Genomic DNA, 22335 nt, shown 5'->3' with positions numbered 1-22335 from the left:
ATGGAACGCGGCGGAGCCTGGATTCACGCAGTGGGAATGACGACACCAGTCGGGCTCAGGGCCGCGGCGAGTGCCACTGCCATTCGCGCGGGCATCAGCCGACTCCGCGAGCATGACTTCATCAACCGTCAGGGACGCCCGATGATCCTCGCCTCCCTGCCTGACGAGGCGTTGCCGTCTCTCGTTCCGGAACTGGCGGCCCAGCACTCGCTCACATCACGGCAGGCCCGCATGCTCCGGCTCGCCACCCATGCACTGCAGGAGGCAGCCGACCTCCTCAAGGAAGAGCCTCTGCCCTTGCTCCTTGCGAGCCCCGAGCCCACTCCCGGGCGGCAAGGGCCCCTGGATGATCAATTTCTTCAACGGCTCTCACTGCAAACGGGAATTCGCTTCGCCGCGGGAACGAGCCGCCTGTCGGCCCGCGGCAGAGCTGCGGGACTGGAATTGCTGAAGCCTGCCCTCGCCTTGCTGCAGACCCGTACGGTGCGCGCGGTCCTGGTTGGAGGCGTCGACAGCCATGTGGACGCCGGAGTGCTCGGCATGCTGGACCAAGAGGGACGGGTTCATGCGGAGGAGGTTTTGGATGGCTTCGTGCCAGGTGAAGGCGCTGGGTTTCTCTTGCTGTCCGCGCAGAGAATCCTCCCGAACTCCACGGCCATAGCCCACGTGTCCTCTCCGGGCCTGGGCGAGGAACTGGGACATCGATATAGCGAACAACCATACCTGGGCGATGGACTGGCAGATGCAGTCCGCGCCGCCGTCGAGGGGGCCTCTGGCCTTCCGATTCGAACCGTGTTCGCGAGCCTGAACGGCGAGAGCTTCGGGGCAAAAGAATGGGGCGTGGCGTTCATCCGCAACCGAGAGGCCCTGCACCCGGAACTGCGCATGGAGCACCCCGCGGATTGCTTCGGAGACCTCGGGGCGGCGACTGGCCCGGTCCTCGTTGGACTCGCGGCGCTCGGACTGAAGAGAGGTCACCTGCCCGGGCCATGCCTTGCTTGGTGTTCTTCCGAAACGACTCTGCGCGCCGCCACCCTCGTCAGCAGAGAACCCAGGCCGTCATAGGGGAAGAGCCAATGCCAAGTTCGGTCTTCGTCAATTTCCGAGGTGTCGTGCATCAGGGGAGCGGAGGCATGAACACGGTCTTCCCTGACGTATGCAAGACGCCAACGCCCTCCGGGCCCGTCCCCATTCCATACCCGAACATTGGCAAGTCCAGCGATACGGCGAAGGGCCCCAAATCCGTCGTGGTCGAGGGAAAAATGCCCATGGTCAAGGGCGCGAAGTACAGCCTCACCGCGGGCGATGAAGCCGGTTCCGCAGGGGGCGTCGTGAGTGGCTCGACCAAGGGCGAGGCGGAATTCATGCTCTATTCCTTCGACGTGAAGTTCGAAGGCAAGAACGTGTGTCGCATGGGTGACCCCCTCTTCCACAACAAGAAGAACATCATGGGTTGAGGCCCACCATGCCCAATCAATTTGATGGTGCCACCGGGATTGCCGCGAAGCAGGCCGATGAGGAAAAGGCCCCGGACAAGAAGAAGTGCAAGTGGTCCAACTGCGAGGGACACGAGAAGGACCTCGACGCGGAGTACAACCCGAAGGGAACGGGGAACGTGTCGCGCCAGGGCCAAAAGCTACGGGATACCCTGCACGGAAAGAACCTGGAGCCATGGGCCAAGGGAGGGCATGGCGAGACCAACGTTCGCAAGATGTACCTGGACCAGCGCAAGGATGGCACCATCACGCTCAAGGCGGAGACCCATCCCTATCGGGTCGAGGCCCATCACATCCTACCTGTCGAGCAGTTGGACAGTACCTCGACCTTGAAGGACAACGCCGTCCTCGCGGGCTGGGACATCAACGGCGTTTCCAATGGGATGCTCCTGCCCAAAGACGAGGCAGACGTCGCGCTCCACCTCCTGCAGCAGCACAACGGCAGCCATCCTGGCGCATACACCTCCCCCATCGCAGATCTCTTGGATGACATCGAGAACGCATACGCGGAGGTCTGCCAGGGCAAGGAAGATGTCGCATTACAGCTCGCCCTTGCAGAGCAGTTGAAGCAAGCTTCGGTGTTCGTCCAGACTCGAATCCTGGGCATCCGGCAACAAGCCAGTGGCGTGGAGTTCTGGGGGCTGCACTTGAACTCGCTGTCGGTCTATACCAGCGCGGTTCGAACCCTGGAGGATCGGCGGCAACGTTATGCGGAACAGCAGCGACAGCAGATCATCAATAACACGCAACGCAAATCCTTGAAGGGAGTCTGATGTACCACGTCATTCGCTATGGGCCCGCCGAAGACAACGCAACGAGCCTGTACCTGGATCCCATTCCGGGATTCGAAAAGAAAAAGGTGTCGTTCATGAGCGGCGCCAAGCTGGGGCCCCTGCCTCCCCTGACCGCGCGAAAACGCGTGGGCGCCGAGGGGGACATGGTGGACTACATGAGCGCGTCTCCCGCCACCCTCGTCTTATCCCCCCGCTTCCGCGAGGCCCTGGAATCAGCCGGAATCGACAACGTCGATTACTACCCGCTGACGCTCATCGACGAGTCGTCAGGCAAGAAGACGTCCAGCCATCAGGCGGCCAACGTCGTCGGCCTGATTGACTGCATGGACCGGCAGACGTCGGTCTTCACGCCCATGGTCGGCTTCCCAGCGGAGCCCCTGGGCAAGAACACCATCTTCGAATTGAAGGAACTGCATTTGGCCCCCCAGAAAATCCAAGGGGCGAAGCTGTTCAGGCTCTTCGGGAAGCCGTCCGTCCTCATCGTCCACGAGTCGGTGAAGGAAGTGCTCCAGAAGTCAGGCATGCGAGGGTTCCAGTTCAAACCCGCCGAAGGCTACGCGGGCGTCTGACAAGCGGTCGCGAGACAAGTCCCCAAGGCAGGAGATAAGCCGATGCGTGCAAAGGCTGGAGAAACGGTTCCGTTCGTAGGAGATGCGGAAGAGCCGCGTGTCGACTCCCGGGGGCCACGGGTCGGCTGGCTCGTAGGCGTGGATGGAGAGGGCAATCCACAGGTGGACTTCGAGGGAAATACGGCGGGTCCCCTTTCCGCGCGCACCATCATCCCAATGAGCCCCAAGGTCCTGGCGGACGCCACCGCGCGAAGGCCAGGGGCGCTCCTGCTCTTCGAGCAGGATGACCTGTCGCGGCCGGTGCTCATCGGGTTGCTTCAACCGGCATCCACCTCGCCCTTGGTCGAGGCATTGCTTTCGGGAGCAGCCGACTCTGAATCCGCCTTGGATGCACAGGTGGATGGCCGGCGAGTCGTCCTGGAGGGGAAAGAGGAGGTCGTGCTCCGATGTGGCGAAGCCACCATCACGCTGCGGCGCAATGGGAAGGTCGTCATCCGGGGCGTCCAGGTCGAAACCCACGCCACAGGCACCAATCGAATCAAGGGCGCCTCGGTGAAGGTCAACTAGGTGTCCATGATTCTCTGGGACATCCTCGAAGAGCACCTCAACGAAGCGGCCTTTCTCTGGGGACAGTGGGAACGTTCGCTACGCTCGCCTCGGTACGTACTGCGAGAGGTCATCGACGGGCCTGAGGAGCGATTGCTGGCGCACGTGGAAGGCCTGCGCGAGGGCGGAGCGCTCACCGTCGAGCGGCTGCTGCGACCCGCGCTCGAAGAAGAGGAGGCTGGCCTCTTTTGTGCCGCCGCCTTCACCTTGCTGTCGGATTCGACGGCAGCGCATCTCGACACGCTGCTGGAAGGCTTTGACGAGGCTTCGGAGCAGCGACAGTCCTGCATCCGCCGCGTGCTGGAACTGGGAGGGGGCGAGGCCCTCACGGCACGGCTGGAGAAGATATTGACGGAAGGCACGGCCCCTGCGTCCGTACTTGCCACCGCGCTCGATGCCGTAAGCCTCCGGCAGCCGCATCCCCGTGTCGAACTGAAACCGTTCTTGTCCAGCGCAGTTCCCCGGCTCCAGGCCGCCGCTCTGCGCGCGGTGGGCCGCTGGCTGTCCCCACTCGACACTGCGGCGATGGCGCGCTCCCTGGACTCGCCCGACGCGACAGTCCGCGACGCCGCGCTTGTCGCGGGGCTGTTGCTGGGCCGACGGGCTGCATGGAGCGCCTGCAGGCACTTCGTCGATGCCCGCGCACCGGCCATGGCGCGAACTGCGCTCCTGGTGGCGATGGGAGGGCAACCCAAGGACATCGAGATGCTAACGAATGCGCTGGGTACGCCCGAACTCCAGGGGGACATGCTCCGGGCACTGGGAACCAGTGGGAGTCCGGCGGCCGTCGAGGCCTGCCTCCCCCTCTTGCGAAACCCGAAGGTGGCCCACCTCGCGGCGGAAGCCATCGCCACCATCACGGGCCTGGTCGTGGAAGGACCCTTCCGTCGGGAGGCACCAAACAATGAGGGGGATGAGGACGATGCCCCGCTCATCCCGGCGCCCGAGGACGAACTGCCATTCCCCGACCACGAGGCTGTTGAGGCCTGGTGGAAGGAGCAGCGAAAGCGCTTCATGCCGGGCACGCGCTATCTACACGGACAACCGGTGACCGCCGCACTGATACTGGAGGCACTGCACCAGGCGCCCATGTCACGGCGGCATGCCCTTGCTCTGAATGTCGCCATTCGCAGCAAGGGGGCCGTCCGACTGAATCCCGATGGCTTCGCCCAGGAGCAATGGGCGCAGGTCTCGCGGCTGCGCCCAGCTTCCGTTTCCCATCCCTTCCAGCCCTTCTCGGACTTCGCTCAGACCTTGTAGAGCAGGTCCATGTACTTCTTGAGCAGGTCGCTCACCAGACCGCGGAAGGGCACGGAGGCGGCCATGCCGTACACGGGCGCCATCGTCCCCTTCGCGCTGGGATGGGACTTCACGTAGTCCACGGCGTCGCGCAGGTCGACCAGGAACTGGTCCGCGACGCCGGGCTGCGTGTGGCGCAGCGTGACGCACAGGTGGACGGCGGACGGTTTGTGCAGGCCATTGAGGTTCCACCCGTGCTCGCTCATCCGCTCCATCACCTGGAAGATGTCCAGGGACTCCGAGCCGAAGGCGATGACGAACAGCGGGTCCCCCAGCACGTGCAGCTCCGGGATGTCCCGGATGCCCTTCTTGATGGCCGCCGCCGTCTCCAGGATGCTCCGGGTGGCGTCCAGGTAGCCCTGCTCCCCCGTGCTCACCAGCGCGGCCCACGCCGAGGCGATGAGCGCCCCGGGCCGGCTGCCGGAGAAGGTGGGCGAGAAGTAGATGCCACCCGGCCAGTCCGTCGCCGTGAAGTACTGGTGCGAGCGCAGCTCCGTGCCCCGGTACAACACCACCGAGGAGCCCTTGGCCGCATAGCCGAACTTGTGCGTGTCCACGGACATGGACGTCACGCCCGGCAGCCGGAAGTCGAAGGGCGGCACGTCGTAGCCCAGCTTCATGGCGAAGGGCAGCACGAAGCCGCCCAGGCACGCGTCGGTGTGGAAGCCGATGCGCTTCTTGCGCGCGATCTCGGACAGCGCCTCGATGGGGTCGATGACACCGTGCGGAAAGCCGGGCGCCGAGCCGATGAGGACGATGGTGTTGCGGTTGATGGCCTTGCGCATGGCGGCCACGTCCGCGCGGTAGTCCGGGCCCACCGGCACCCGCACCATCTTGATGCCGAAGTAGTGCGCCGCCTTGTCGAAGGCTGGGTGCGCGCTGGCGGGCGCCACCATCTCCGGCTTGGTGATGCCCTTGGTCTCCCGGGCCCAGTCCCGGTACGTCTTCATCGCCAGCATGATGCTCTCGGTGCCACCGGACGACATGGCCCCGCAGATGCGCGCCTCCTCCGGCTGGCCCGCGTTCGCCACGTCCGCGCCGAGCATGCTGGCCGTCATCGCCACCACCTCCGCCTCGAACTTGGTGGCGCTGGGCCACAGGTCGGCGTGCAGCGGGTTGCTCTGTGAATGCAGCGCATAGACGCGGTTGAGGAACGCGATGTGCTCCGCGTCGCCGTTGTACACGCCGCCGGACACGCGGCCCTCGCGCCAGCGGTACTCCTCCTGCGACTCCAGGGCCTGGAGCTCACGCAGCACGTCCTCGCGCGAGCGCCCCGTCGGCGGCAGGTGGTCGAACGACTGCATCTTCCCGCGGTAGGGCTTCAGGCCGCTCTCCAGTTCGGACAGCAGCGAGCCCGTCTCCCGGTTGAGCAGGCCCTTCACGCCCGGAACCGCCTTGAGATAGCGCTCCGCCGCGGAAAGCAGCCTCGGCGGGACGTGGTTGAGCAGGCTCAGCGCCTTCAGGTCTGGAAGTGCCATGGCGAACTCCTGGGGGTTCAGGCGCTTCGCGCGCGATTGAGCCGCGCGAAGATGGCCTTGTTGTGTTTGTAGATGTTGACGAACTCGCGAAACAGCTCGTCGTAGAGCGCCGCGTTCTTCGAATCCGGATGAAAGGTGCGGGCGACCGGCACGAGCGAGGGAATCTCCTCCACCGTCAGCCGCCCCAGCGCCACCGCGGCCTGGAACGCGGCGCCGCGTGCATTGGCGAGCACCGGCTCATCCACCTGCTGCACCGCGCGGCCCAGCACGTCCGCGTGAATCTGGCACCACAGCGCGGAGCGTGCCCCGCCGCCAATGATTCGCAGCGAGTCCAACCGCCGGCCCACGAACTGCTCCACATAGGTGAAGAGCCAGCGCGAGTTGTAGGCCACGCCCTCCATCACCGCCCGGACCATGTGCGCCCGCGTCGTCTTCAGGGACTGGTTGAAGAAGCCGCCGCGCAGCGACTTGTCGTCCACCGGGCTGCGCTCGCCGTTGAGCCAGGGCAGGAAGATGAGCTGGTCGCTGCCCGCGGGGATGTTGCCCGCCTGCGCCTCCATCACCCGGTAGAGGTCCGGCGCGTCACCGTCCGTGCCCGCCCCCGCATCCCGGCCATACAGGATGTTGTCCTTGAGGAAGGTGAGGCAGATGCCGGCGGACTCCTGCTCGTTGGCCAGCAGGTAGCGCCCGGGCAGGGCGGACGGCACGGACGCCATCTGGTGGAAGAGGTCCGTCTTCTTGTAGGGCACGTGGCAGCACAGCCACGACGAAGTACCCACGCACAGGTGGGGCTCGAAGTCTCCCACCGCGCCAGAACCCACGGCGGCGGCGAGGATGTCCGGCGCGCCCGTCACCACCTGAACGTCCTCGCGCAGGCCCAGCTCGCTCGCGGCCTGCGCGTGGAGCGGCCCCAGCACCGTGGAGGCGGGGACCAGGTCCGGGAGCTTCTCCCGCTCGAGCCCCGCCATCTTCAGCAGCCGGTCGTCGTAGGCGATGCGGCCCAGCGCGCGGTTGTCCGTCACCCAGTGCAGGGTGATGGAGTCATACGAGGCGGCGAAGCGGCCACTCAGCTTCAGGTTGAGCCAGTCCTTCGGCTCCAGGAACTTGTACGTCCGGCGGTACACGTCCGGGCGCTCGCGCCGCAGGTAGAGGATGTGGCCCACCGGGTCCTTGCCTGACAGGCTGGGCACTCCGCCCGACAGGCGAATCCACGTCATCAGGCGGCGGACGTCGTAGCCCTCCACGGAGAGGAAGCCGCCCACCGCGCGCTTCACGTCCGCCGCGCCGCGCGAGTCCATCCAGATGAGCGCGGGGCACACGGGCGCGCCGGACTCGTCCACCGCGACGGTGCCGGACCACTGCGAGCTGCAGTTGACGCCGATGACATCCCCCGCGCGCACGGCCCCGGAGGCCAGCAGGCGCCGCGTCGCCAGGACGATGGCGCGCCACCACGCCTCCGGCTGCTGCTCGGCGCCCCCATCCGGGAGCAGGGACAGCTCCAGCGGCTCCACGTCACCGCCCAGAATCCGTCCCCTCAGCGTGACGGCCGCCACCTTGACGGCGGACGTCCCGAGGTCAATGGCCAGGATGGCCTGCTCACCTGCGTGGGACACACTTCCCTCCATGCCGGGCGTCAAGACAGACCGGGCGGGCGACTGCCGCGGCGGCCGAGTCTAGGAAACGAACGCGTGCAGCCTGCCACCGACGCGTGGAAGTTCGTCGTTTTTCTGAAAGCTCGGAAGAAGTCCCCGCGCCCTCGCCCGCCCCCGGGGCGTGGCGGCGAACTGTTCCTCCCGTGGGTGGATTCCACGCGCCCCGCCCTGCCTACCTTTGCGCGAGGCCCAGAACAGGGGGACCACCATGGCCGAAGTCCAGCAGCCCTTCCTCACGGATATCACCGAGATTCGCCGCCGAGCCCGGGAGCACCTGGAGGAAGGCGCCATCACCGAAGACTACGAGGGCGACGTCAACGCCACCATCAAGCTGCTCAACGACGCGCTGGCGACGGAAATCGTCTGCGTGCTGCGCTACACCTACCACTACATCGCCGCGGTGGGCATCCAGAGCGAGTCCGTGAAGGACGAGTTTGGAGCGCACGCCCGCGAGGAGCAGCAGCACGCGCTTCGCATCGCCGAGCGCATCAACCAGCTCGGTGGCAAGGCGGAGTTCAACCCCGAAGGACTGCTTTCCCGCAGCGCCAGCCAGTACGCCGAAGGGCAGAACCTGGTGGATATGATCAAGGAGAACCTCATCGCCGAGCGCATCGCCATCCAGACGTACCAGGAGATGGTGCGCTACTTCGCCAACCATGACCCGACGACGCGCCGGATGCTGGAGGACATCCTCGCCAAGGAGGAGGAGCACGCCAACGACATGCATGACCTGCTGGTGGCGCACCAGGGCAAGCCGCCCCTGCGGAGCTGAGCGCCGCCTGGCCGCCGCGCTCGCGCCTGGCTAAGGTGGCGGGCAACGCGTCCGGGGGGTGGCATGCGCAAGCGCTTCACCGCTGTGAGCGAGCTGTGTCGGCGGCACCCGGTGGCCCTGGGCGCCGCCGCGACCTTCAGCCTCAGCCTGCTGCTGCGCTGGCTCTACCTGCAGGCGTCGCCTGACCGGACCTGGCCCTTCTCCATCTTCTTCTACGGCGACGCGCGCTTCTTCCACGCCTACGCCGCCGACCTCGCGCGGGGGCACACCGGGCCCGCCACCCTGCCCTACCACCCGCCCCTGTTCCCCTGGCTCCTGGGGCTGCTCTACCGCGTGCTGGGCCCGCCGCAGGGCAGCGCCTACCCGTACAAGCTCGCGCTGGCGCTGCTGAACGCGGGCACGGTCGCCTTCACGGGCTGGTGGTGGCGCAAGGTGCTGGGCACCGGCTGGAGCCTGCTGGGCGCCACCCTCTTCGCGTGCAGCTTCGGCTGGCTGGTGCTGTCCACCACGTACAGCAACGAAGTGCTCTACGTCCTCTTCCTCTCGGCCACCTGCGCGCTGATGCTCCAGCACCGCGCGGGCCCCACGTGGACGGGCGCCGTGCTGCTGGGCGCCGTCATGGGCCTGGGCTCGCTCACCCGCGCCGAGCACCTGTACCTCTGGCCCTTCCTCCTCGCCTGGGCCTGGCTCTACCGAGGCGCCACGCCCCCGCGGACACTGGCCCTGCGTTGGGGCGCGGCCCTGCTCGTCACCGCCGTCGTGCTGGCCCCCTGGGCAATCCACAACGCGCGCGTGCTGCGCGAGCTCAACGCCCGGACGCCGCACCTGGAGCCGCTGCCCGTGCTGGCCCCCGTCACCGTATACGGCCCCATCAACTTCGCCATGGCGAACCACGCCGCGGCCACCGGGGGCTTCACGCCCGACAGCGTCAACCAGATGGGCCAGGAGGGCTTCCTGGACGTGGCCAACTCCGCCCAGCGCCACCTGTTGCTGCACGGGTACGCGGAGGGGCTCGCGTGGATGCGGGATTACCCGGCGGACGCGGCGCGTCTGTGGTTGGCGAAGCTGGACCGCTGGCTGGACGGCTTCCGGCTGGGTTTGGGGGCCTCCAACCTGCCCGCGGGACTGAACGGCGCACGGGCCCCCGTGGACGTCTTCGTGCCGGAGAGCGCGTGGCTGAAGTGGCCGCTCACCCTGCTGATGCTCGCGGGCGCCGTGCTGTCCTTGCGGCCCGCGTGGCGCGGCTTCGCGCTCTTCACCGCGGTGCTGCTGCACCGGGCCCTCATCACCGTCGCCTTCTTCGGCTACACGCGCGGCCTGCTCGCCGTCTTTCCCGCGCTCATCCCGTTGCTGTTGCTTCCGCTCGTGGTGCTCGCCACACGCGCCTCCGCTCAGCGGTGGGCAATGCGGCTGCCCGCCGTCGTCGCCGCCGCGTTGCTCTTCTTCTGGGTGGAGGCCGGCGTGCTCGCGCTGACCGCGCCCCGGCGCTTCATGGCCAACGGGAGCACCGACCGCGCCAGCGGCAAGCTCATCCAGGATGACTGGGTGCGCATCTGGCCAGACTGAAGGCGATTCGCGCCCTCATGGGAAAACTTCAATCCCGCGGGATGACAGCCCGGTTCGTGCACGGCGGTTCAAACGCCAAGCACATCACCAGTGAACACTTCTAAGTCCCGTTATTCTTGCAAAACTTTCTTCGGGAATAGCGAACGGAATCCCACGTATTCAGATTTAATTTCACACCCGGTATGGGCGTTGACGTGCTCCGTGCAGGAGCCACCGCGAGGGCATGTGCCTCCGCGGGTCCGCAGAGGAGAAACGCATGCGCCACACACGGGTGTCAGCAGCATGTCTCGTCCTGCTCCTATCCACCTCCGCCTGGGCCTTCAAGCCACCAGACAAGGGACAGAGCGCCGTCGCCGAAAAGGCTTTCTTCAAACCAGAGCTGTACCTGCCCATCCAGAACATGCCGTTGCAGCAGGCCCGCCAGCAGATGAACTCGCTCGGCGCCGACGCGTGGGACGACTTCTTCAAGCGCAATGGGCGCGAGTTCAACGTCTACGTCGACCCCCGCACGGGAACGCCCACCGCGGTGCAAGGCACCATTCCCCTCATCCCGGGTGACGGCTTCAACAACAAGGTCACCATGGACGAGGTCCGTGAGTCCATTGGCCGCTCCATCGCGAACGTGGACGAGGCCGCCGTCGGTGACCTCATCTTCAAGTTCATCGCGGACAACCAGGCCGCGTTCAACGTCGACCTGATGCAGATGGGCAACCCCCGGGTGACGCGCATCAACGACGACCTCATCCAGGTCCACATCTCCCAGCAGGTCAACGGCGTCCCCGTGCGCCACGGACGCATCGCGGCCACCATCAGCCACGGCAACCTCATCCTCATCGGCACCGAGGCCTGGGCCAATGTGCGCATCGACACCCGCCCCCGGCTGGCCCCGCAGGACGCGCTGGTGTCCGGCAACGGCTTCGTGGGGCTGAACACCAGTCCCCAGACGCTGTGGCAGCAGCCCACGCTGGAGATTGCCCCCGTGGCGCTCAACGGCGAGTCCTTCAACGGCGCCGTCGGCACCGGCTACGAGCACCGGCTCGTGTACACCTACGGCTTCTCCGAGGCCGGCGGGGACCAGCGCTGGAAGTCGACGGTGGACGCCCAGACCGGCGAGGTGCTCGCCGTGGAGGACGACAACCACTACTTCGACGCGCAGATCAAGGGCGGCATCTATCCGACCACCAACATCGACATCTGCACCTCCAACGAGACGTGCGGCACCATACAGCCCAACTCGCCCATGCCCTGGGCCAATACGGGCCTGCCGGCGCCGAACAACTTCACGGACGGCGCGGGCGTCTTCAACTACAGCTCCGGCACCGTCACCACCACGCTTGCGGGCAAGTACGTGCGCATCAGCGACTCGTGCGGCGCCATCAACGTCAGCTCCTCCACGGGCAACCTCGACCTGATGGGGAACGGCCACGACTGCACCGTGCCTCCGGGCACTTCGCCGGGCAACACCTCCGCGTCCCGCTCCAGCTTCTACGAGCTGAACAAGCTGGCCGAGCAGGCCCGCGGGTGGCTGCCCACCAACACCTGGCTCCAGGGCCAGCTGCTCTCCAACGTCAACATCAACAGCACCTGCAACGCCTTCTGGAACGGCAGCTCGGTGAACTTCTACCGGAGCGGCGGCGGCTGCCGGAACACTGGTGAGATTGGCGCCGTGTTCGACCACGAGTGGGGCCACGGCATCGACGACTTCGACGCCAACGGCTCGCTCAGCAACTCGTCGGAAGGCTACGCGGACATCGCGGCCATCTACCGCCTGCAGACGTCCTGCGTGGGCTATGGCTTCTTCCAAACGGTCAACACCGGCTGCGGCCTGACGCCGGACGGCACGGGCTACAACCAGCAGGAGGCGCAGGTCTCCGGCCAGTCGTGGTGCAACACCAAGTGCTCCGGCGTGCGTGACGCGGACTGGGCCGCCAGCGTGCCCAACATCCCCGCCACGCCGCAGAACTTCGTGTGCCCCATGTGCAGCTCCGGCTCCGGCCCGTGCAGCCGCCAGGTCCACTGCGCGGCCTCGCCCGTGCGTCAGGCGGCCTGGGACTTCGTCACGCGCGACTTGACGGCGCCGCCGTTCAACTACGACTCCAACACCGCCTTCATCGTGGGCAACAAGACGTTCTACCAGGGCAGCGGCAACGTGGGCACGTGGCACGCCTGTAACTGCACGGCGGGCACGTCCGACGGCTGTGGCGCCACCAACGGCTACATGCAGTGGCTGGCGGCGGACGACGACGACGGCAACCTGGCCAACGGCACGCCGCACATGTCCGCCATCTACGCGGCGTACAACCGGCACCGCATCGCGTGCACCACCCCGACGGTGACGAACAGCGGCTGCGCCGCCGGCCCCACCGCGGCGCCCGCCAACACCACCGCCACCCCGGGTGACGGACAGGTCAGCCTGAGCTGGAACGCGTCCGCGGGCGCCACCCAGTACTGGGTGATGAAGACGGAGGGCTTCGCGGGCTGCGACTTCGGCAAGGCGAAGGTCGCCACCGTCACCGGTACCACCTACACGGACGGCGAGGTCGCCAACGGCCGGCAGTACTGCTACTCCATCGTCCCGGCGTCCTCCAACGCGTGCTACGGCGCCGCCAGCGCGTGCACGTGCGCCACGCCCGTCTGCGCCGCGCCCGGCACGGCCGTGCTCGCCGCGCCCTCCGGCGGCGCCACCGGCGTGGAGCTGTCCGCGGTGCTGGACTGGAACGACGTCTCCGGTGCCTCCACATACGAGGTGCAGGTCGCCACCGACGCGGCCTTCACCAACGTGGTGGCCAGCGCCACCGCGCTGACGGCCAGCACCTGGACGGTGTCGCCAGCCCTGGCCACCAGCACCTCGTTCTACTGGCGCGTGCGCGCGAGCAACTCGTGCGGTGGCGTGGGCGCCTGGACCGCGGCGTCCACCTTCACCACGCGCGGCTGCGTCGCCCTGGCGGCGCCCACGCTGAGCAGCCCCGCTGACGGCGCCACCGGTGTCGGCACGTCCGCGGCGCTCGACTGGAGCGACGTGCCCAGCGCCGCCACCTACGAGGTCCAGGTGGCCACGGACTCGGCCTTCACCAACGTGGTCCGCTCGGCCACCGCCCTGACGGCCAGCGCGTGGACGGTGACGCCAGCGCTGAGCAGCAGCACCCCGTACTACTGGCGCGCACGGGCGGCCGACTCCTGCGGCACCAGCGCCTACAGCACGGCGAGGAGCTTCACCACCACCAACATCTGCACGCCGGTGGCCGCCACCTACAACGCCACGCTGCGGACACCGTCCTGCGGCAACGTGTGCGGGTGTGACACCGGGACGGTGCTCGTCAACGGCCGCGGCACCCTGTCCGGCGGCGCCGAGCCCAACCAGCCCAACACCCTCAACGCCTCCTGCGCGGACGGAAGCTCCGGCACCTACCACAGCGATGAGAGCATCGACCGTGTGGTCCTCCGCACGGTGGACCACAGCGCCTTCTCCGTCGGCAAGCAGGTGACGGCCGAGGTGACGGTGTGGTGCTGGGGCACCACGGACCGCTTCGACCTGTACTACACGACCAACACCTCCGCGCCGTCGTGGACGGCGCTGACCACGGACGTGGCCTGTACGGGCAGCGGTGCGCGGACCTTCACGCACACCTTCAACCTGGGCGCCACCGCGGGCAACCACGCCATCCGCGCGCAGTTCCGATACGGTGGCACCGCGAGTTCGTGCACCTCCGGCGGCTACAATGACCGCGACGACCTCGTCTTCGGCGTGGCGGCCGCGGTGGCCTCCGCGGCGCCGGAGAAGACGCGCAGCGTGCAGGGGCGCTCGACGCAGGCGGCCCGTTGATGAACGACCCCCGTCACCCGGCGTGACGGCGGAATGAACGCGAAGGGCCTCCGGGTCGACGTCCGGAGGCCCTTCTGCTTTCACACTCAGTGCGCCGAGGGAGTGTCCGGCGACGGCGGTGGCTCTCGACTCGGCGGCGCTGCCGGACGTGGCCCCGCCATGGGGCCCGCGAAGAGCAGCCCTTCCTCCACCGCGCCGCGGCCCGGCTCCCGCTTCGAGTCTTCCAATCGATGGCTGCGTTGCCACGCTTCCCGGCGAAGCCCCAGCACCTCCTGCACCAGCACCTGCGCCGCCGCGGCCAGCGGCACCGCCAGGACGACGCCGGGCAGCCCCGCCAGCGCGCCGCCGCAGAGCACCACGATGGAGATGAGCAGCGGGTTCATCTTGATGGCCCGCCGCTGAATCATGGGGCCCAGCACGTTGGACTCAATCTGCTGGTACACGATGAACACGGCCACCGCGATGAGCGCATCCTTGAGGCCCACCGCGGCCAGGGTGATGATGCCCACCAGCACCGCGCTGATGATGCTGCCCAGATAGGGAATGACGCCCATCATCATCACCATCAATCCCAGCGGCAGGAAGTACGGCACGCCCTGGATGAGCGCCATGGTGGCAGCGACCGTTCCGCCAATGGTCATCACCAGCAGGGTCCCCGCCAGGTAGTTGGCCACGGCCTTGCGCATCCGGGACATGAGCAACCGCACGCGAGGCTGGCGGCGCGGCGACACCCACTGGATGGTGCTCTCGTAGAGGTCTTCACCGAACAACAGGCTGAACACCGTGAGGACCACCACGGTGATGCCACCCGCCACCAGGCCCAGCGTCGACGACAGGACGTTGATGAGGCGGCCCGCCACGTCCGAGGGCTCGAATCGGATGAGGTCCTCCGCCTGGACCTGCACGCCATAACGCGTGCTCAGCTCCTCCACCCAGCGGGACTGCGCGAGCCGTTCAAGCATGGCGGGCATCGACTGGACCAGGCCCTGCAACTGGTGGATGAGCATGGGCACCAGCGAGCCCACCAGGACGCCCATCATCCCCAGCAGCGCCAGCGCCACGATGGCCACCCCCGCGCCGCGAGGAAGCCCCCACTGCTTCAGTTGGCGCACCAGCGGACTCAGCGCGATGGACAGCAGCAGCACGACGGCCAGCAGCGTGAGCACCGGGTACAGCGCCCGGAGCGCGGCCCAGCACAGGATGAGCAGCAGGACCTGCGTTCCGACGATCCAGACCGTCCGCGGCGGCACATAGACGGGGAGCTGCCGACGAGATGCCTTCATGCCTCACAAGGTAGGATGTGGTTGCACGGACGGTAGGCGGCCCGGAGCACACCACCGCGTCACCTGATAGGCGCTCCTGCAACTTCAGGCAGTTGGCGTAGCGCAGAGTCAGCAAGCAAGCAGACGTGCGCCCACTGTCACGCATGAAGTGCGAGCGAGCCTTGAGCCCCGAAGCAGGCAACGCATGCCATGGGGGCGAGCGGGCCCCACCCTTGAGTGCGAGCCGAAGGGGGCGCAACCTGCACGCGCCATGTCCGATAATCCCCAGACCCACCCGAGGACCGGGAGTGTGGAGGGTGACGCGATGTGGATTGAAGCCATCGTCATGCCCCGGCAGAGCGCCGCGCCGTACCGGCCCTCGCCGCGCAAGAAGCGTGGAGCCGATGCCATCCCGGCATCGGCCCCGGACCGTCGGCCCGCCTACCAGGCCGCGCTCGACGAAGGACGCCGCTTCTGGGACGCCGTGCTCGCGTTCCTGAAAGCCCACCACTTGATGGACGCGGTCCGGTGGATCAGCGAACCGGGAACGATTCCCCTCGTCACGCTCCACTGCACCCGCATCGTCCTGGAGCGGCTCCGGCAAGCGCCCGAGTTCGAAGCGGGTCTCTCGATGAACCTCGAAGTCCCCGTGTGACGGTGGGCCGTGCAGGCTCAAGGCACGGGGACGAAGCGGTAGAGCGCGCTCTCGATGTCGGACGTCACATAGAGGGTGCCCGATGCGCCCACGCCCACGCCCGTGGGGATGTAGCCCGGAGGCAATCCCTCGCTCTCAGGCAGACCGATGCGCAGGCCACTGGCGAGCACCGTCACCCGGCCCGTGGCCGCGTCGATGCGCACCAACCGCTTGCGGCCCACCTCCGCGACAATCAACCCACCATCGGGATGCAGCGCGATGCCTTCGGGCGCCTTGAGGCCCGTGGCCACCGTGCGCCGCGCCCCATCCGACAGGCGCACGCGGGTCACCTTCCCCGAACGCACCTCCGTCACGTACACCCCAGGCTCCTTCGCCTTCGTGTCGGCCGCGAGTCCCACGGGCCCACCCAGCCTTTCCGCCAGCACCGTGGTGACGGCGGGCTCGGAGGTATCCACACGAACGAGCCGGCCCGTGGCGGCCTCAGCGACGAGCAGTGTGCCGTCCTCCAATTCCACCACGCCCTGCGCGCCATTTGGACTGGGAATGGTCCGCAGGAGCGCTCCCGTGCCGCGGTCCAACACCTGGAGGGTGCTGTGGCTGCCCAGATAGGCCGTGCTCAGCACGACATGCCGGGCAGTCACGCTCACGTTCATGGGGAAGTTCAGCTGCGACGAGAGGACCCGCGTCGTCTGGGTCACCAAGCCCTCACGCCCACCCACCCTGCGCAGGGCGTACACATCCGCCACGTACAGCGTCTCCTCGGGGTCATCTGGCACGACGGCGATACCGGAGGGCACGGACAAGCGAGATTCGACCAGGAGGCGAACGGAGCCATCGGCGGGATTCACCACGCGGATGTCGTTGTCGACCATGTTGGACACGTACACCTGGTCATCCGGGCCCACGGCCAGATTGTCGAGCCCGGTGGGCAGCTTCGCGACGACCTCCTTGGCACCCGACGGCAGACGGACCCGCACCAGTTCACCCGTCGCCGCGTCGACGACGTAGAGGTTCTCCCGGCGCGCGTCGAAGTTGACGGCGACGGGCACCGTGAAGCCTTCCGCCACCTTCTCGATGAGGCCCGTGTCCACGTCCACGCGGGCAATCTGCCCCTTGAGGATGAGCAGGCCATACAGCCGGTCATCGGGGCCAAACTCGAAGCCATTGAGATAACCGGGCGCGTCGATGACCTTCCGGGGCGGCTTGCGCCCGGTCGGGTCCACCTCCCATAGCGCATCACCTCGCCCGAGTTGCGTCACGTAGAACCGGCCATCGCCGCGGAAAGCCAGCGAGTTGAGGCCCGGCAGGTTCCTGGCGATGACACGCGTCTTCCCATCCGGAGTGCGCCGCATCAACTGGCCGGAGAAGTAACCCGTCCAGTAGATGGAGCCGTCAGGCCCCAGCGCAACGTCATCCGCGCCGCCCAGCGGAGGCCCCACGAGCGTGCTCACCGCGCCCGTGCTCAGGTTGACGGCGTGGACCGACTGGCCCAGCAGGTTGCTGGCCAGCAGGTTTCCCTTGCCATCCACGGCGAGCCCGTGGACACCCTGGAAGTAGGAGCCGGCCACCACCGTCTCCTGACGGTAGGACTTGGGAGGGGTCGCCAGGGCCGGGCCCGCCATCAACAGCAGACCGGCGGCAAGGGACTTGGAGACGCATCGGAACATGGAGGCACTCATGGATGCGAATCCACCTTGCCCTGCGTGAGTTCCAGGCCCACGAGTCCATCGCCCTGCCGCCAGGCACGCAGGACATCGATGAACGCGAGCGTGTCGCCTCCGAAGGTCGCATAGCGGATGGCGTTCGGCCCCGGGCTGACGCCTTCGTTGTTGTAGTAGCCGGGCGTGCAATCCGCCCCGCCGAAGGAAATCCCCGTCCTGAGACGGGAGAGAATCACGTCCCACCACTGCTGCTGTGCCTGTGCAGAGGGCTCGATGACTTCCACGCCCTGCTTCAGGCACCGCCCGATGATGTAGGCGGCGTGCTGGGACTGCTCGTCGAGGATGTGCACGAAGTTGATGGCCCAGCCGCTCTGGGTCGTGGTGAACATCAACAGATTCGGGAAGCCGCGGCTGTGCATGCCATGCAGCGTCGCCGGACCGTCGGCCCAGCTTTCCCGGAGCGATGTGCCATCGCGGCCCCGGATGTCGAAGCCCAGCATCCGGGTGTAGTCACCCGAGACTTCGAAGCCCGAGGCGTAGATGAGGCAGTCGACCGGGTATTCCTTCCCCTTCACCACCACACCCGTCGGCGTAATCCGCTCCACGCCCTTGCCTTCGGTGTCCACGAGCTGGACGTTGGGCCGGTTGAACGTCTCCAGGTACTCGTCGTGGAAACAGGGCCGCTTGCACATCGGGTTGTAATAAGGCTTGAGCGCCTCGGCCGTCGCCGCATCCGAGACAATGGCATCCACCCGCGCGCGGATCTCCTCCATCTTCTGGTAGTCAGCCAGTTGGCGGAGTTCGACTGCTTCCTCGGGCGTCCGGGCCTGCTGGGTCGCGCCGTCCTGGAAGATGTACGTCCAGCCGTCCTGGACCATGTCGACCGGCAGCGGGCGGCCAGAGACAATCGCGGAGAAGTTGCGGATGCGATCTTGCTGCCAGCCGGTCTGGAGCGACTTCGCCCAGGCCTCATCCGTGGGCCGGTTGCCACGCACGCCAACACTCGAGGGAGTGCGCTGAAAGACATACAGCTGCTGGGCCACAGCCCCCAGTTGGGGAATGGCTTGAACCGCCGTGGCGCCCGTGCCGATGATGCCCACGCGCTTGTCGCCCAGCCGGGTCATGCGGCTGGTGGGGCTGCCACCGGTATAGGCGTAGTCCCAGCGGCTGGTATGGAAGCAATGCCCCTTGAACGTCTCGATGCCTGGAATGCCGGGCAGCTTGGCCTTGTGGAGGATGCCTCCCGCGATGATGACGAACCGCGCCGCCAGCCGGTCCCCTCGGTCCGTCGTGACGTTCCAGCGCCGGGCGTCCTCGTCCCAGTCCATGGACTGGACCAGGGTCTGGAACAGCGCCTTCTCATAGAGCTGGAAGTGCCTGCCGATGCGCTGACAATGGGCGAAGATTTCGGGCGCCCGCGCATACTTCTCCGTGGGCATGTAGCCAGTCTCTTCGAGCAGCGGCAGATAGATGTAGGACTCCACATCGCAAGCGGCGCCTGGATAGCGGTTCCAGTACCAGGTGCCACCGAAGTCGCCGCCCTTCTCGACAATGCGGATGGAGTCCACGCCCGCCTGACGCAGCCGCGCGGCCGACAACATGCCGCCAAACCCACCTCCGACAATCAAGACGTCTAGCTTTTCCGCCAGCGCCGGACGTGTGAAGCCAGGCTCGACATAAGGGTCCTTGTCGAAGTCCGCGAAGACGCCCTTCACGGGGATGTACTGCGTATTGCCGTCGGGCCGCAGCCGCTTCTCACGCTCGAGGCGGTACTTCTCCTTCAAGGCCTCCGGAGAAAAAGCGCTCCCCTCCTGCTTTGTCGCAGTCATCCGCACATATCCTTTCAAGTTGGAAGCCACACACGACGTACACAGTCGTTTACTTACATAGACATAACTCAGTCGGAATTATAAGTAAACCCAGATGCCCTTGACCCGACTGCCCACTGCAAAGCCAGCCGTTCGGCAAAGAGACTCCGAACGCACACGCACCTCCCTGATGACCGCCGCGCGGGCCCTCTTCTCCACACAGGGCTTCGCCAACACGGGGGTGCGGGACATCGCGGCGCTGGCCGGAGTCAACTCCTCGCTCGTGGGCCGCTACTTCGGCTCCAAGCAGGGGCTGTACCGGGAGACGCTGGCGCAGGTGCTCGATATCGGCCCGTTGCTCCAGATAGACAGGCGCCAGTTTGGAGAGACGGTGGTGTCCCTCTTCCTGGGCGCACACGACGCCTCGGGTCCGTTGGCGATGCTCATCCTGTCGGCGTCCGACCCCGAAGCCCATGCGACCAGCGTCGAATTGCTCCAGAAGCAGGTCATCGCCCCCCTGGCCCGCTGGCTGGGCGCTCCGGATGGCGAGGGGCGCGCGGCCCGGCTCAACATCCTCTGGAATGGCTTGCTCGTCAGCGGGCGGCTGCTGCCCATCCAACGGCTCTCAGAAGGGCTCGACACGTCCACCCAGCGTTGGTTGGCGGCCGCAATCCAGTCAGTCATTGACGAAGGCGCGACCTGAGGACGCGGCGGTCCTGTCGTGGCAGAGGGCGCATGTCCGCCCCATCGGCTACCATCGCTGTCCTTCGAGCTTCGTTCCCTGCCCTGGAGTCGTTCATGTCGCCACCCCGCGCACTCGCGCCACTTCTCGTCCTGCTCCAATTGACCGCCTGCGGGGACGACCCCACGCCCACGCCCACGCCCGCGGACAGTGGCGTCGTCGTGGACGCCGGAAACAATCCCGACTCTGGGACGGACTCCGATGCGGGCACCGATTCCGATGCGGGGGCGGACGCCGGACAGGATGCGCCGCCTGGCATCACCACCGAGGCGCTGCCGGAAGGCACCGTGGGCCGGGCGTACACGACGACGCTGGCCGCCGCGGGTGGCACCGCGCCCCTGACCTGGAGCATCACGGCGGGGACGGCGCCAGCGGGCCTCACGCTGTCCGCCACGGGCACGCTCAGCGGCACGCCCGCCCAGGTGGCCGACAGGACCTTCACTGTCACGGTGGAGGATGCGAATGGCCAGACGGGCACCCGGGAGCTGACGCTCTCCGTGAGCGCGCCGGGCGCCCCCGTGTTCACCGCGGGCCAGTGGAACCTCACCTACTTCGGCTCGGATTCGCGCGGCCCGTCGAACTCCTCGTCGGATGGCGGCACGTCCGATGACCTGCAGATTGCCGGTGCGCGCGACATCATGCTCGCGGCGGGCGCCAACCTGTGGGCCATGGTGGAGATGGTGGATACCGCCGACTTCGACCTGCTCAAGGCCCAGCTCCCCGGCTTCGACGGCTTCCTCTCCAACAACGCGGTCTTCGTCTCTGGCGGAACGTCTCCCTACAGCACGAGCAGCCAGAAGCTGGGCGTACTCTACGACAGCGCCCTCACCTTCCAGAGCGCGACCCTGGTCCGGATTGGCAACATCTCCGACTTCGCGGACCGCCCGCCGCTCCGCGTGGACTTCACCACCGAAATCAATGGGGCGGAGACGCCGCTCACCGTCATCGTCGTCCACATGTGCGCCAACAGCGCCGACCCGACGGGGCCGCGCGAAGCCCGGGAGCGCGCGTCCGCGGCGCTCAAGGCGTACATTGACGAGCAGTTGCCCACGCAGCACGTCTTCGTGATTGGCGACTGGAATGACGACGCGGACGAGTCCATCTCGCTCGACCCCACCTCCGGCGCGCCGCTGGCCACGCCCTACCAGAACTTCGTCTCCGACTCGGCTCGCTACACCTTCATCACCCGGGAGCTGTCGCTGGCGGGGGATGACACCTCCATTGGCTTCGAGAACGTCGTCGACCACACCCTGGCCACCAACGAGGCGGCGGACCGCTACGTCACGGAATCGGCCCGCGTGCTCTACGTGGACGAGTGGTTCCCCGACTTCCTCAACGTGGTCAGTGACCACCGCCCCGTCGTCAGCAGCTACGCCTTCAGCACGGCAACCGGCCCCTTCCTCCGCCTGAAGTCGCCCCACGGCGGGACGTACCAGGGCGGGAGCACGCTGCCCATCACCTGGACGTCCTGGGGCGTGGGCAAAGTCCGCGTCGAGGTCTCCACCAATGGCGGCACGGACTGGAGCTTCCTGGCCGAGTCCGTCCCGGCGGCCCTGGGGCGCGTCGTCTGGAGCCTTCCGGACGAGGCGGCCTCGAACGTGTGGGTACGCGTGGTGGATGTCTACGAACCGGCGCACACGGACATGAATGACGAGGCGCTGACCATCGCCAATGGCGCCGCGCGCGTGTTCATCAACGAGGTGTTGGCCAATGAAGGCGCCCAGGCCACCGCGTACGAGTTCGTGGAGCTGGTCAACGCCAGTCGCTTCCCCGTGGACATCTCCGGCTGGACGCTGTGGGACTCCACCAGCGGTTCCGCGCGGCATGTCTTCGCGCAGGGGACGCAGCTGGGTGGTGGCAAGGCGGTGGTCGTCTTCGGTGGCGCCGCGGCGGTGCCTGCGGGACAGGCGAATGCGCTGGCCGCTTCCAGTGGCCTGCTGGGCCTGGGGAACGGCAGTGACGTCGTGCGCGTCCGGCGACAGGACTCCACCCTGGTGGACTATTACGACTACACGTCCACCGTGCCCGGGGTTTCCGCCAACCGCTCGACGGACGCCACGCCGGATGCGAACTTCGTCGCGCATGACACGCTGACGCCGGGGGTCGCCAGCTCTCCAGGGCTGCGCGCGAACGGCGCGGCGTTCTGACGAGA

General features: G+C 67.2%; 17 protein-coding genes. 12 read left to right on the top strand and 5 right to left on the bottom strand.

What is annotated here, in order from left to right:
• Positions 1–36: 36 nt before the first annotated feature.
• Genes F8M74_RS15080 through F8M74_RS15055 form a run of 6 tightly spaced genes read left to right on the top strand, consistent with a single transcriptional unit; the run spans position 37 to position 4725 of the window.
• Positions 37–1065 (top strand): beta-ketoacyl synthase N-terminal-like domain-containing protein, encoded by a 1029-nt coding sequence (locus F8M74_RS15080; protein ID WP_141341805.1) that lies wholly within the window; start codon positions 37–39, stop codon positions 1063–1065.
• Positions 990–1457 (top strand): DUF4150 domain-containing protein, encoded by a 468-nt coding sequence (locus F8M74_RS15075; RefSeq protein WP_306341650.1) that lies wholly within the window; start codon positions 990–992, stop codon positions 1455–1457. Before F8M74_RS15080 ends, F8M74_RS15075 begins: the two co-directional genes overlap by 76 nt.
• Positions 1458–1465: 8 nt before the next feature.
• Positions 1466–2269 carry an AHH domain-containing protein gene (locus F8M74_RS15070; RefSeq protein WP_141255315.1) on the top strand — a complete coding sequence of 268 codons (804 nt, stop codon included), beginning with the start codon at positions 1466–1468 and terminating at the stop codon, positions 2267–2269.
• A complete protein-coding gene (locus F8M74_RS15065; RefSeq protein WP_141255316.1) occupies positions 2269–2859 on the top strand; it encodes a DUF1629 domain-containing protein in 591 nt (196 codons plus the stop codon). The genes F8M74_RS15070 and F8M74_RS15065 overlap by 1 nt, the downstream gene beginning before the upstream one ends.
• Before the next feature lie 42 nt (positions 2860–2901).
• Positions 2902–3426 (top strand): DUF6484 domain-containing protein, encoded by a 525-nt coding sequence (locus tag F8M74_RS15060; RefSeq protein ID WP_141255317.1) that lies wholly within the window; start codon positions 2902–2904, stop codon positions 3424–3426.
• Positions 3427–3432: 6 nt separating this feature from the next.
• Positions 3433–4725, top strand: a complete 1293-nt coding sequence (locus F8M74_RS15055) for a TIGR02270 family protein (RefSeq protein ID WP_141255318.1) — start codon at positions 3433–3435, stop codon at positions 4723–4725.
• Here F8M74_RS15055 and F8M74_RS15050 read toward each other — a convergent pair.
• Positions 4713–6242, bottom strand: coding sequence for an aminotransferase class V-fold PLP-dependent enzyme (locus tag F8M74_RS15050; RefSeq protein WP_141255319.1), 1530 nt, complete (start codon positions 6240–6242; stop codon positions 4713–4715). The two genes, F8M74_RS15055 and F8M74_RS15050, sit on opposite strands and share 13 nt — an antisense overlap.
• A gap of 17 nt (positions 6243–6259) precedes the next feature.
• Positions 6260–7867, bottom strand: a complete 1608-nt coding sequence (locus tag F8M74_RS15045) for an FGGY-family carbohydrate kinase (RefSeq protein ID WP_141255320.1) — start codon at positions 7865–7867, stop codon at positions 6260–6262.
• 235 nt (positions 7868–8102) lie between these two features.
• Between F8M74_RS15045 and F8M74_RS15040 the strand changes: the two genes are divergently transcribed.
• The 3 genes from F8M74_RS15040 (at position 8103) to F8M74_RS15030 (ending at position 14055) form a co-directional block, all read left to right on the top strand.
• Positions 8103–8666: a bacterioferritin gene (locus tag F8M74_RS15040; protein WP_141255321.1), complete on the top strand. Its 564-nt coding sequence runs from the start codon at positions 8103–8105 to the stop codon at positions 8664–8666.
• A 63-nt stretch (positions 8667–8729) separates the two neighbouring features.
• Positions 8730–10232: a glycosyltransferase family 39 protein gene (locus tag F8M74_RS15035; RefSeq protein ID WP_141255322.1), complete on the top strand. Its 1503-nt coding sequence runs from the start codon at positions 8730–8732 to the stop codon at positions 10230–10232.
• A gap of 256 nt (positions 10233–10488) precedes the next feature.
• On the top strand, positions 10489–14055 hold the full coding sequence (locus F8M74_RS15030) for a PepSY domain-containing protein (RefSeq protein WP_171410229.1): 3567 nt from the start codon (positions 10489–10491) through the stop codon (positions 14053–14055).
• A gap of 86 nt (positions 14056–14141) precedes the next feature.
• Here F8M74_RS15030 and F8M74_RS15025 read toward each other — a convergent pair whose 3' ends face one another.
• Positions 14142–15338, bottom strand: coding sequence for an AI-2E family transporter (locus F8M74_RS15025; RefSeq protein ID WP_141255324.1), 1197 nt, complete (start codon positions 15336–15338; stop codon positions 14142–14144).
• Between the two features lie 304 nt (positions 15339–15642).
• On the opposite strand from F8M74_RS15025, the gene F8M74_RS15020 reads away from it, so the two are divergent.
• Positions 15643–15972 (top strand): hypothetical protein, encoded by a 330-nt coding sequence (locus tag F8M74_RS15020; RefSeq protein ID WP_228559529.1) that lies wholly within the window; start codon positions 15643–15645, stop codon positions 15970–15972.
• Positions 15973–15989: 17 nt separating this feature from the next.
• On the opposite strand, the gene F8M74_RS15015 is transcribed toward F8M74_RS15020, so the two are convergent.
• Both F8M74_RS15015 and F8M74_RS15010 read right to left on the bottom strand, forming a co-directional pair.
• Positions 15990–17651 carry an SMP-30/gluconolactonase/LRE family protein gene (locus F8M74_RS15015; protein ID WP_171410228.1) on the bottom strand — a complete coding sequence of 554 codons (1662 nt, stop codon included), beginning with the start codon at positions 17649–17651 and terminating at the stop codon, positions 15990–15992.
• Positions 17648–19462 carry an NAD(P)/FAD-dependent oxidoreductase gene (locus tag F8M74_RS15010; RefSeq protein ID WP_171410227.1) on the bottom strand — a complete coding sequence of 605 codons (1815 nt, stop codon included), beginning with the start codon at positions 19460–19462 and terminating at the stop codon, positions 17648–17650. The genes F8M74_RS15015 and F8M74_RS15010 overlap by 4 nt, the downstream gene beginning before the upstream one ends.
• A 169-nt stretch (positions 19463–19631) precedes the next feature.
• Here F8M74_RS15010 and F8M74_RS15005 point away from each other — a divergent pair, with 169 nt between their 5' ends.
• Together F8M74_RS15005 and F8M74_RS15000 are read left to right on the top strand one after the other, a co-directional pair.
• Positions 19632–20144, top strand: coding sequence for a TetR family transcriptional regulator (locus F8M74_RS15005; RefSeq protein ID WP_020478807.1), 513 nt, complete (start codon positions 19632–19634; stop codon positions 20142–20144).
• A 95-nt stretch (positions 20145–20239) separates the two neighbouring features.
• On the top strand, positions 20240–22330 hold the full coding sequence (locus tag F8M74_RS15000) for a lamin tail domain-containing protein (protein WP_228559525.1): 2091 nt from the start codon (positions 20240–20242) through the stop codon (positions 22328–22330).
• Positions 22331–22335 lie beyond the last annotated feature (5 nt).

This window comes from Myxococcus sp. CA023 (assembly GCF_010998615.1).
In the GTDB taxonomy this organism is placed as follows: Bacteria; Myxococcota; Myxococcia; order Myxococcales; family Myxococcaceae; genus Myxococcus.
This window is presented reverse-complemented; position numbering and strand designations above follow the sequence as displayed.

What these genes read in the sequence shown, in the direction of transcription:
- F8M74_RS15025 (WP_141255324.1), bottom strand. Translation starts at nt 15,338, where the DNA reads ATGAAGGCATCTCGTCGGCAGCTCCCCGTCTATGTGCCGCCGCGGACG.
- F8M74_RS15020 (WP_228559529.1), top strand. Translation starts at nt 15,643, where the DNA reads ATGTGGATTGAAGCCATCGTCATGCCCCGGCAGAGCGCCGCGCCGTAC.
- F8M74_RS15040 (WP_141255321.1), top strand. Translation starts at nt 8,103, where the DNA reads ATGGCCGAAGTCCAGCAGCCCTTCCTCACGGATATCACCGAGATTCGC.
- F8M74_RS15050 (WP_141255319.1), bottom strand. Translation starts at nt 6,242, where the DNA reads ATGGCACTTCCAGACCTGAAGGCGCTGAGCCTGCTCAACCACGTCCCG.
- F8M74_RS15000 (WP_228559525.1), top strand. Translation starts at nt 20,240, where the DNA reads ATGTCGCCACCCCGCGCACTCGCGCCACTTCTCGTCCTGCTCCAATTG.
- F8M74_RS15075 (WP_306341650.1), top strand. Translation starts at nt 990, where the DNA reads ATGCCTTGCTTGGTGTTCTTCCGAAACGACTCTGCGCGCCGCCACCCT.
- F8M74_RS15045 (WP_141255320.1), bottom strand. Translation starts at nt 7,867, where the DNA reads ATGGAGGGAAGTGTGTCCCACGCAGGTGAGCAGGCCATCCTGGCCATT.
- F8M74_RS15005 (WP_020478807.1), top strand. Translation starts at nt 19,632, where the DNA reads ATGACCGCCGCGCGGGCCCTCTTCTCCACACAGGGCTTCGCCAACACG.
- F8M74_RS15080 (WP_141341805.1), top strand. Translation starts at nt 37, where the DNA reads ATGACGACACCAGTCGGGCTCAGGGCCGCGGCGAGTGCCACTGCCATT.
- F8M74_RS15065 (WP_141255316.1), top strand. Translation starts at nt 2,269, where the DNA reads ATGTACCACGTCATTCGCTATGGGCCCGCCGAAGACAACGCAACGAGC.
- F8M74_RS15030 (WP_171410229.1), top strand. Translation starts at nt 10,489, where the DNA reads ATGCGCCACACACGGGTGTCAGCAGCATGTCTCGTCCTGCTCCTATCC.
- F8M74_RS15060 (WP_141255317.1), top strand. Translation starts at nt 2,902, where the DNA reads ATGCGTGCAAAGGCTGGAGAAACGGTTCCGTTCGTAGGAGATGCGGAA.
- F8M74_RS15010 (WP_171410227.1), bottom strand. Translation starts at nt 19,462, where the DNA reads ATGACTGCGACAAAGCAGGAGGGGAGCGCTTTTTCTCCGGAGGCCTTG.
- F8M74_RS15015 (WP_171410228.1), bottom strand. Translation starts at nt 17,651, where the DNA reads ATGAGTGCCTCCATGTTCCGATGCGTCTCCAAGTCCCTTGCCGCCGGT.
- F8M74_RS15035 (WP_141255322.1), top strand. Translation starts at nt 8,730, where the DNA reads ATGCGCAAGCGCTTCACCGCTGTGAGCGAGCTGTGTCGGCGGCACCCG.
- F8M74_RS15070 (WP_141255315.1), top strand. Translation starts at nt 1,466, where the DNA reads ATGCCCAATCAATTTGATGGTGCCACCGGGATTGCCGCGAAGCAGGCC.
- F8M74_RS15055 (WP_141255318.1), top strand. Translation starts at nt 3,433, where the DNA reads ATGATTCTCTGGGACATCCTCGAAGAGCACCTCAACGAAGCGGCCTTT.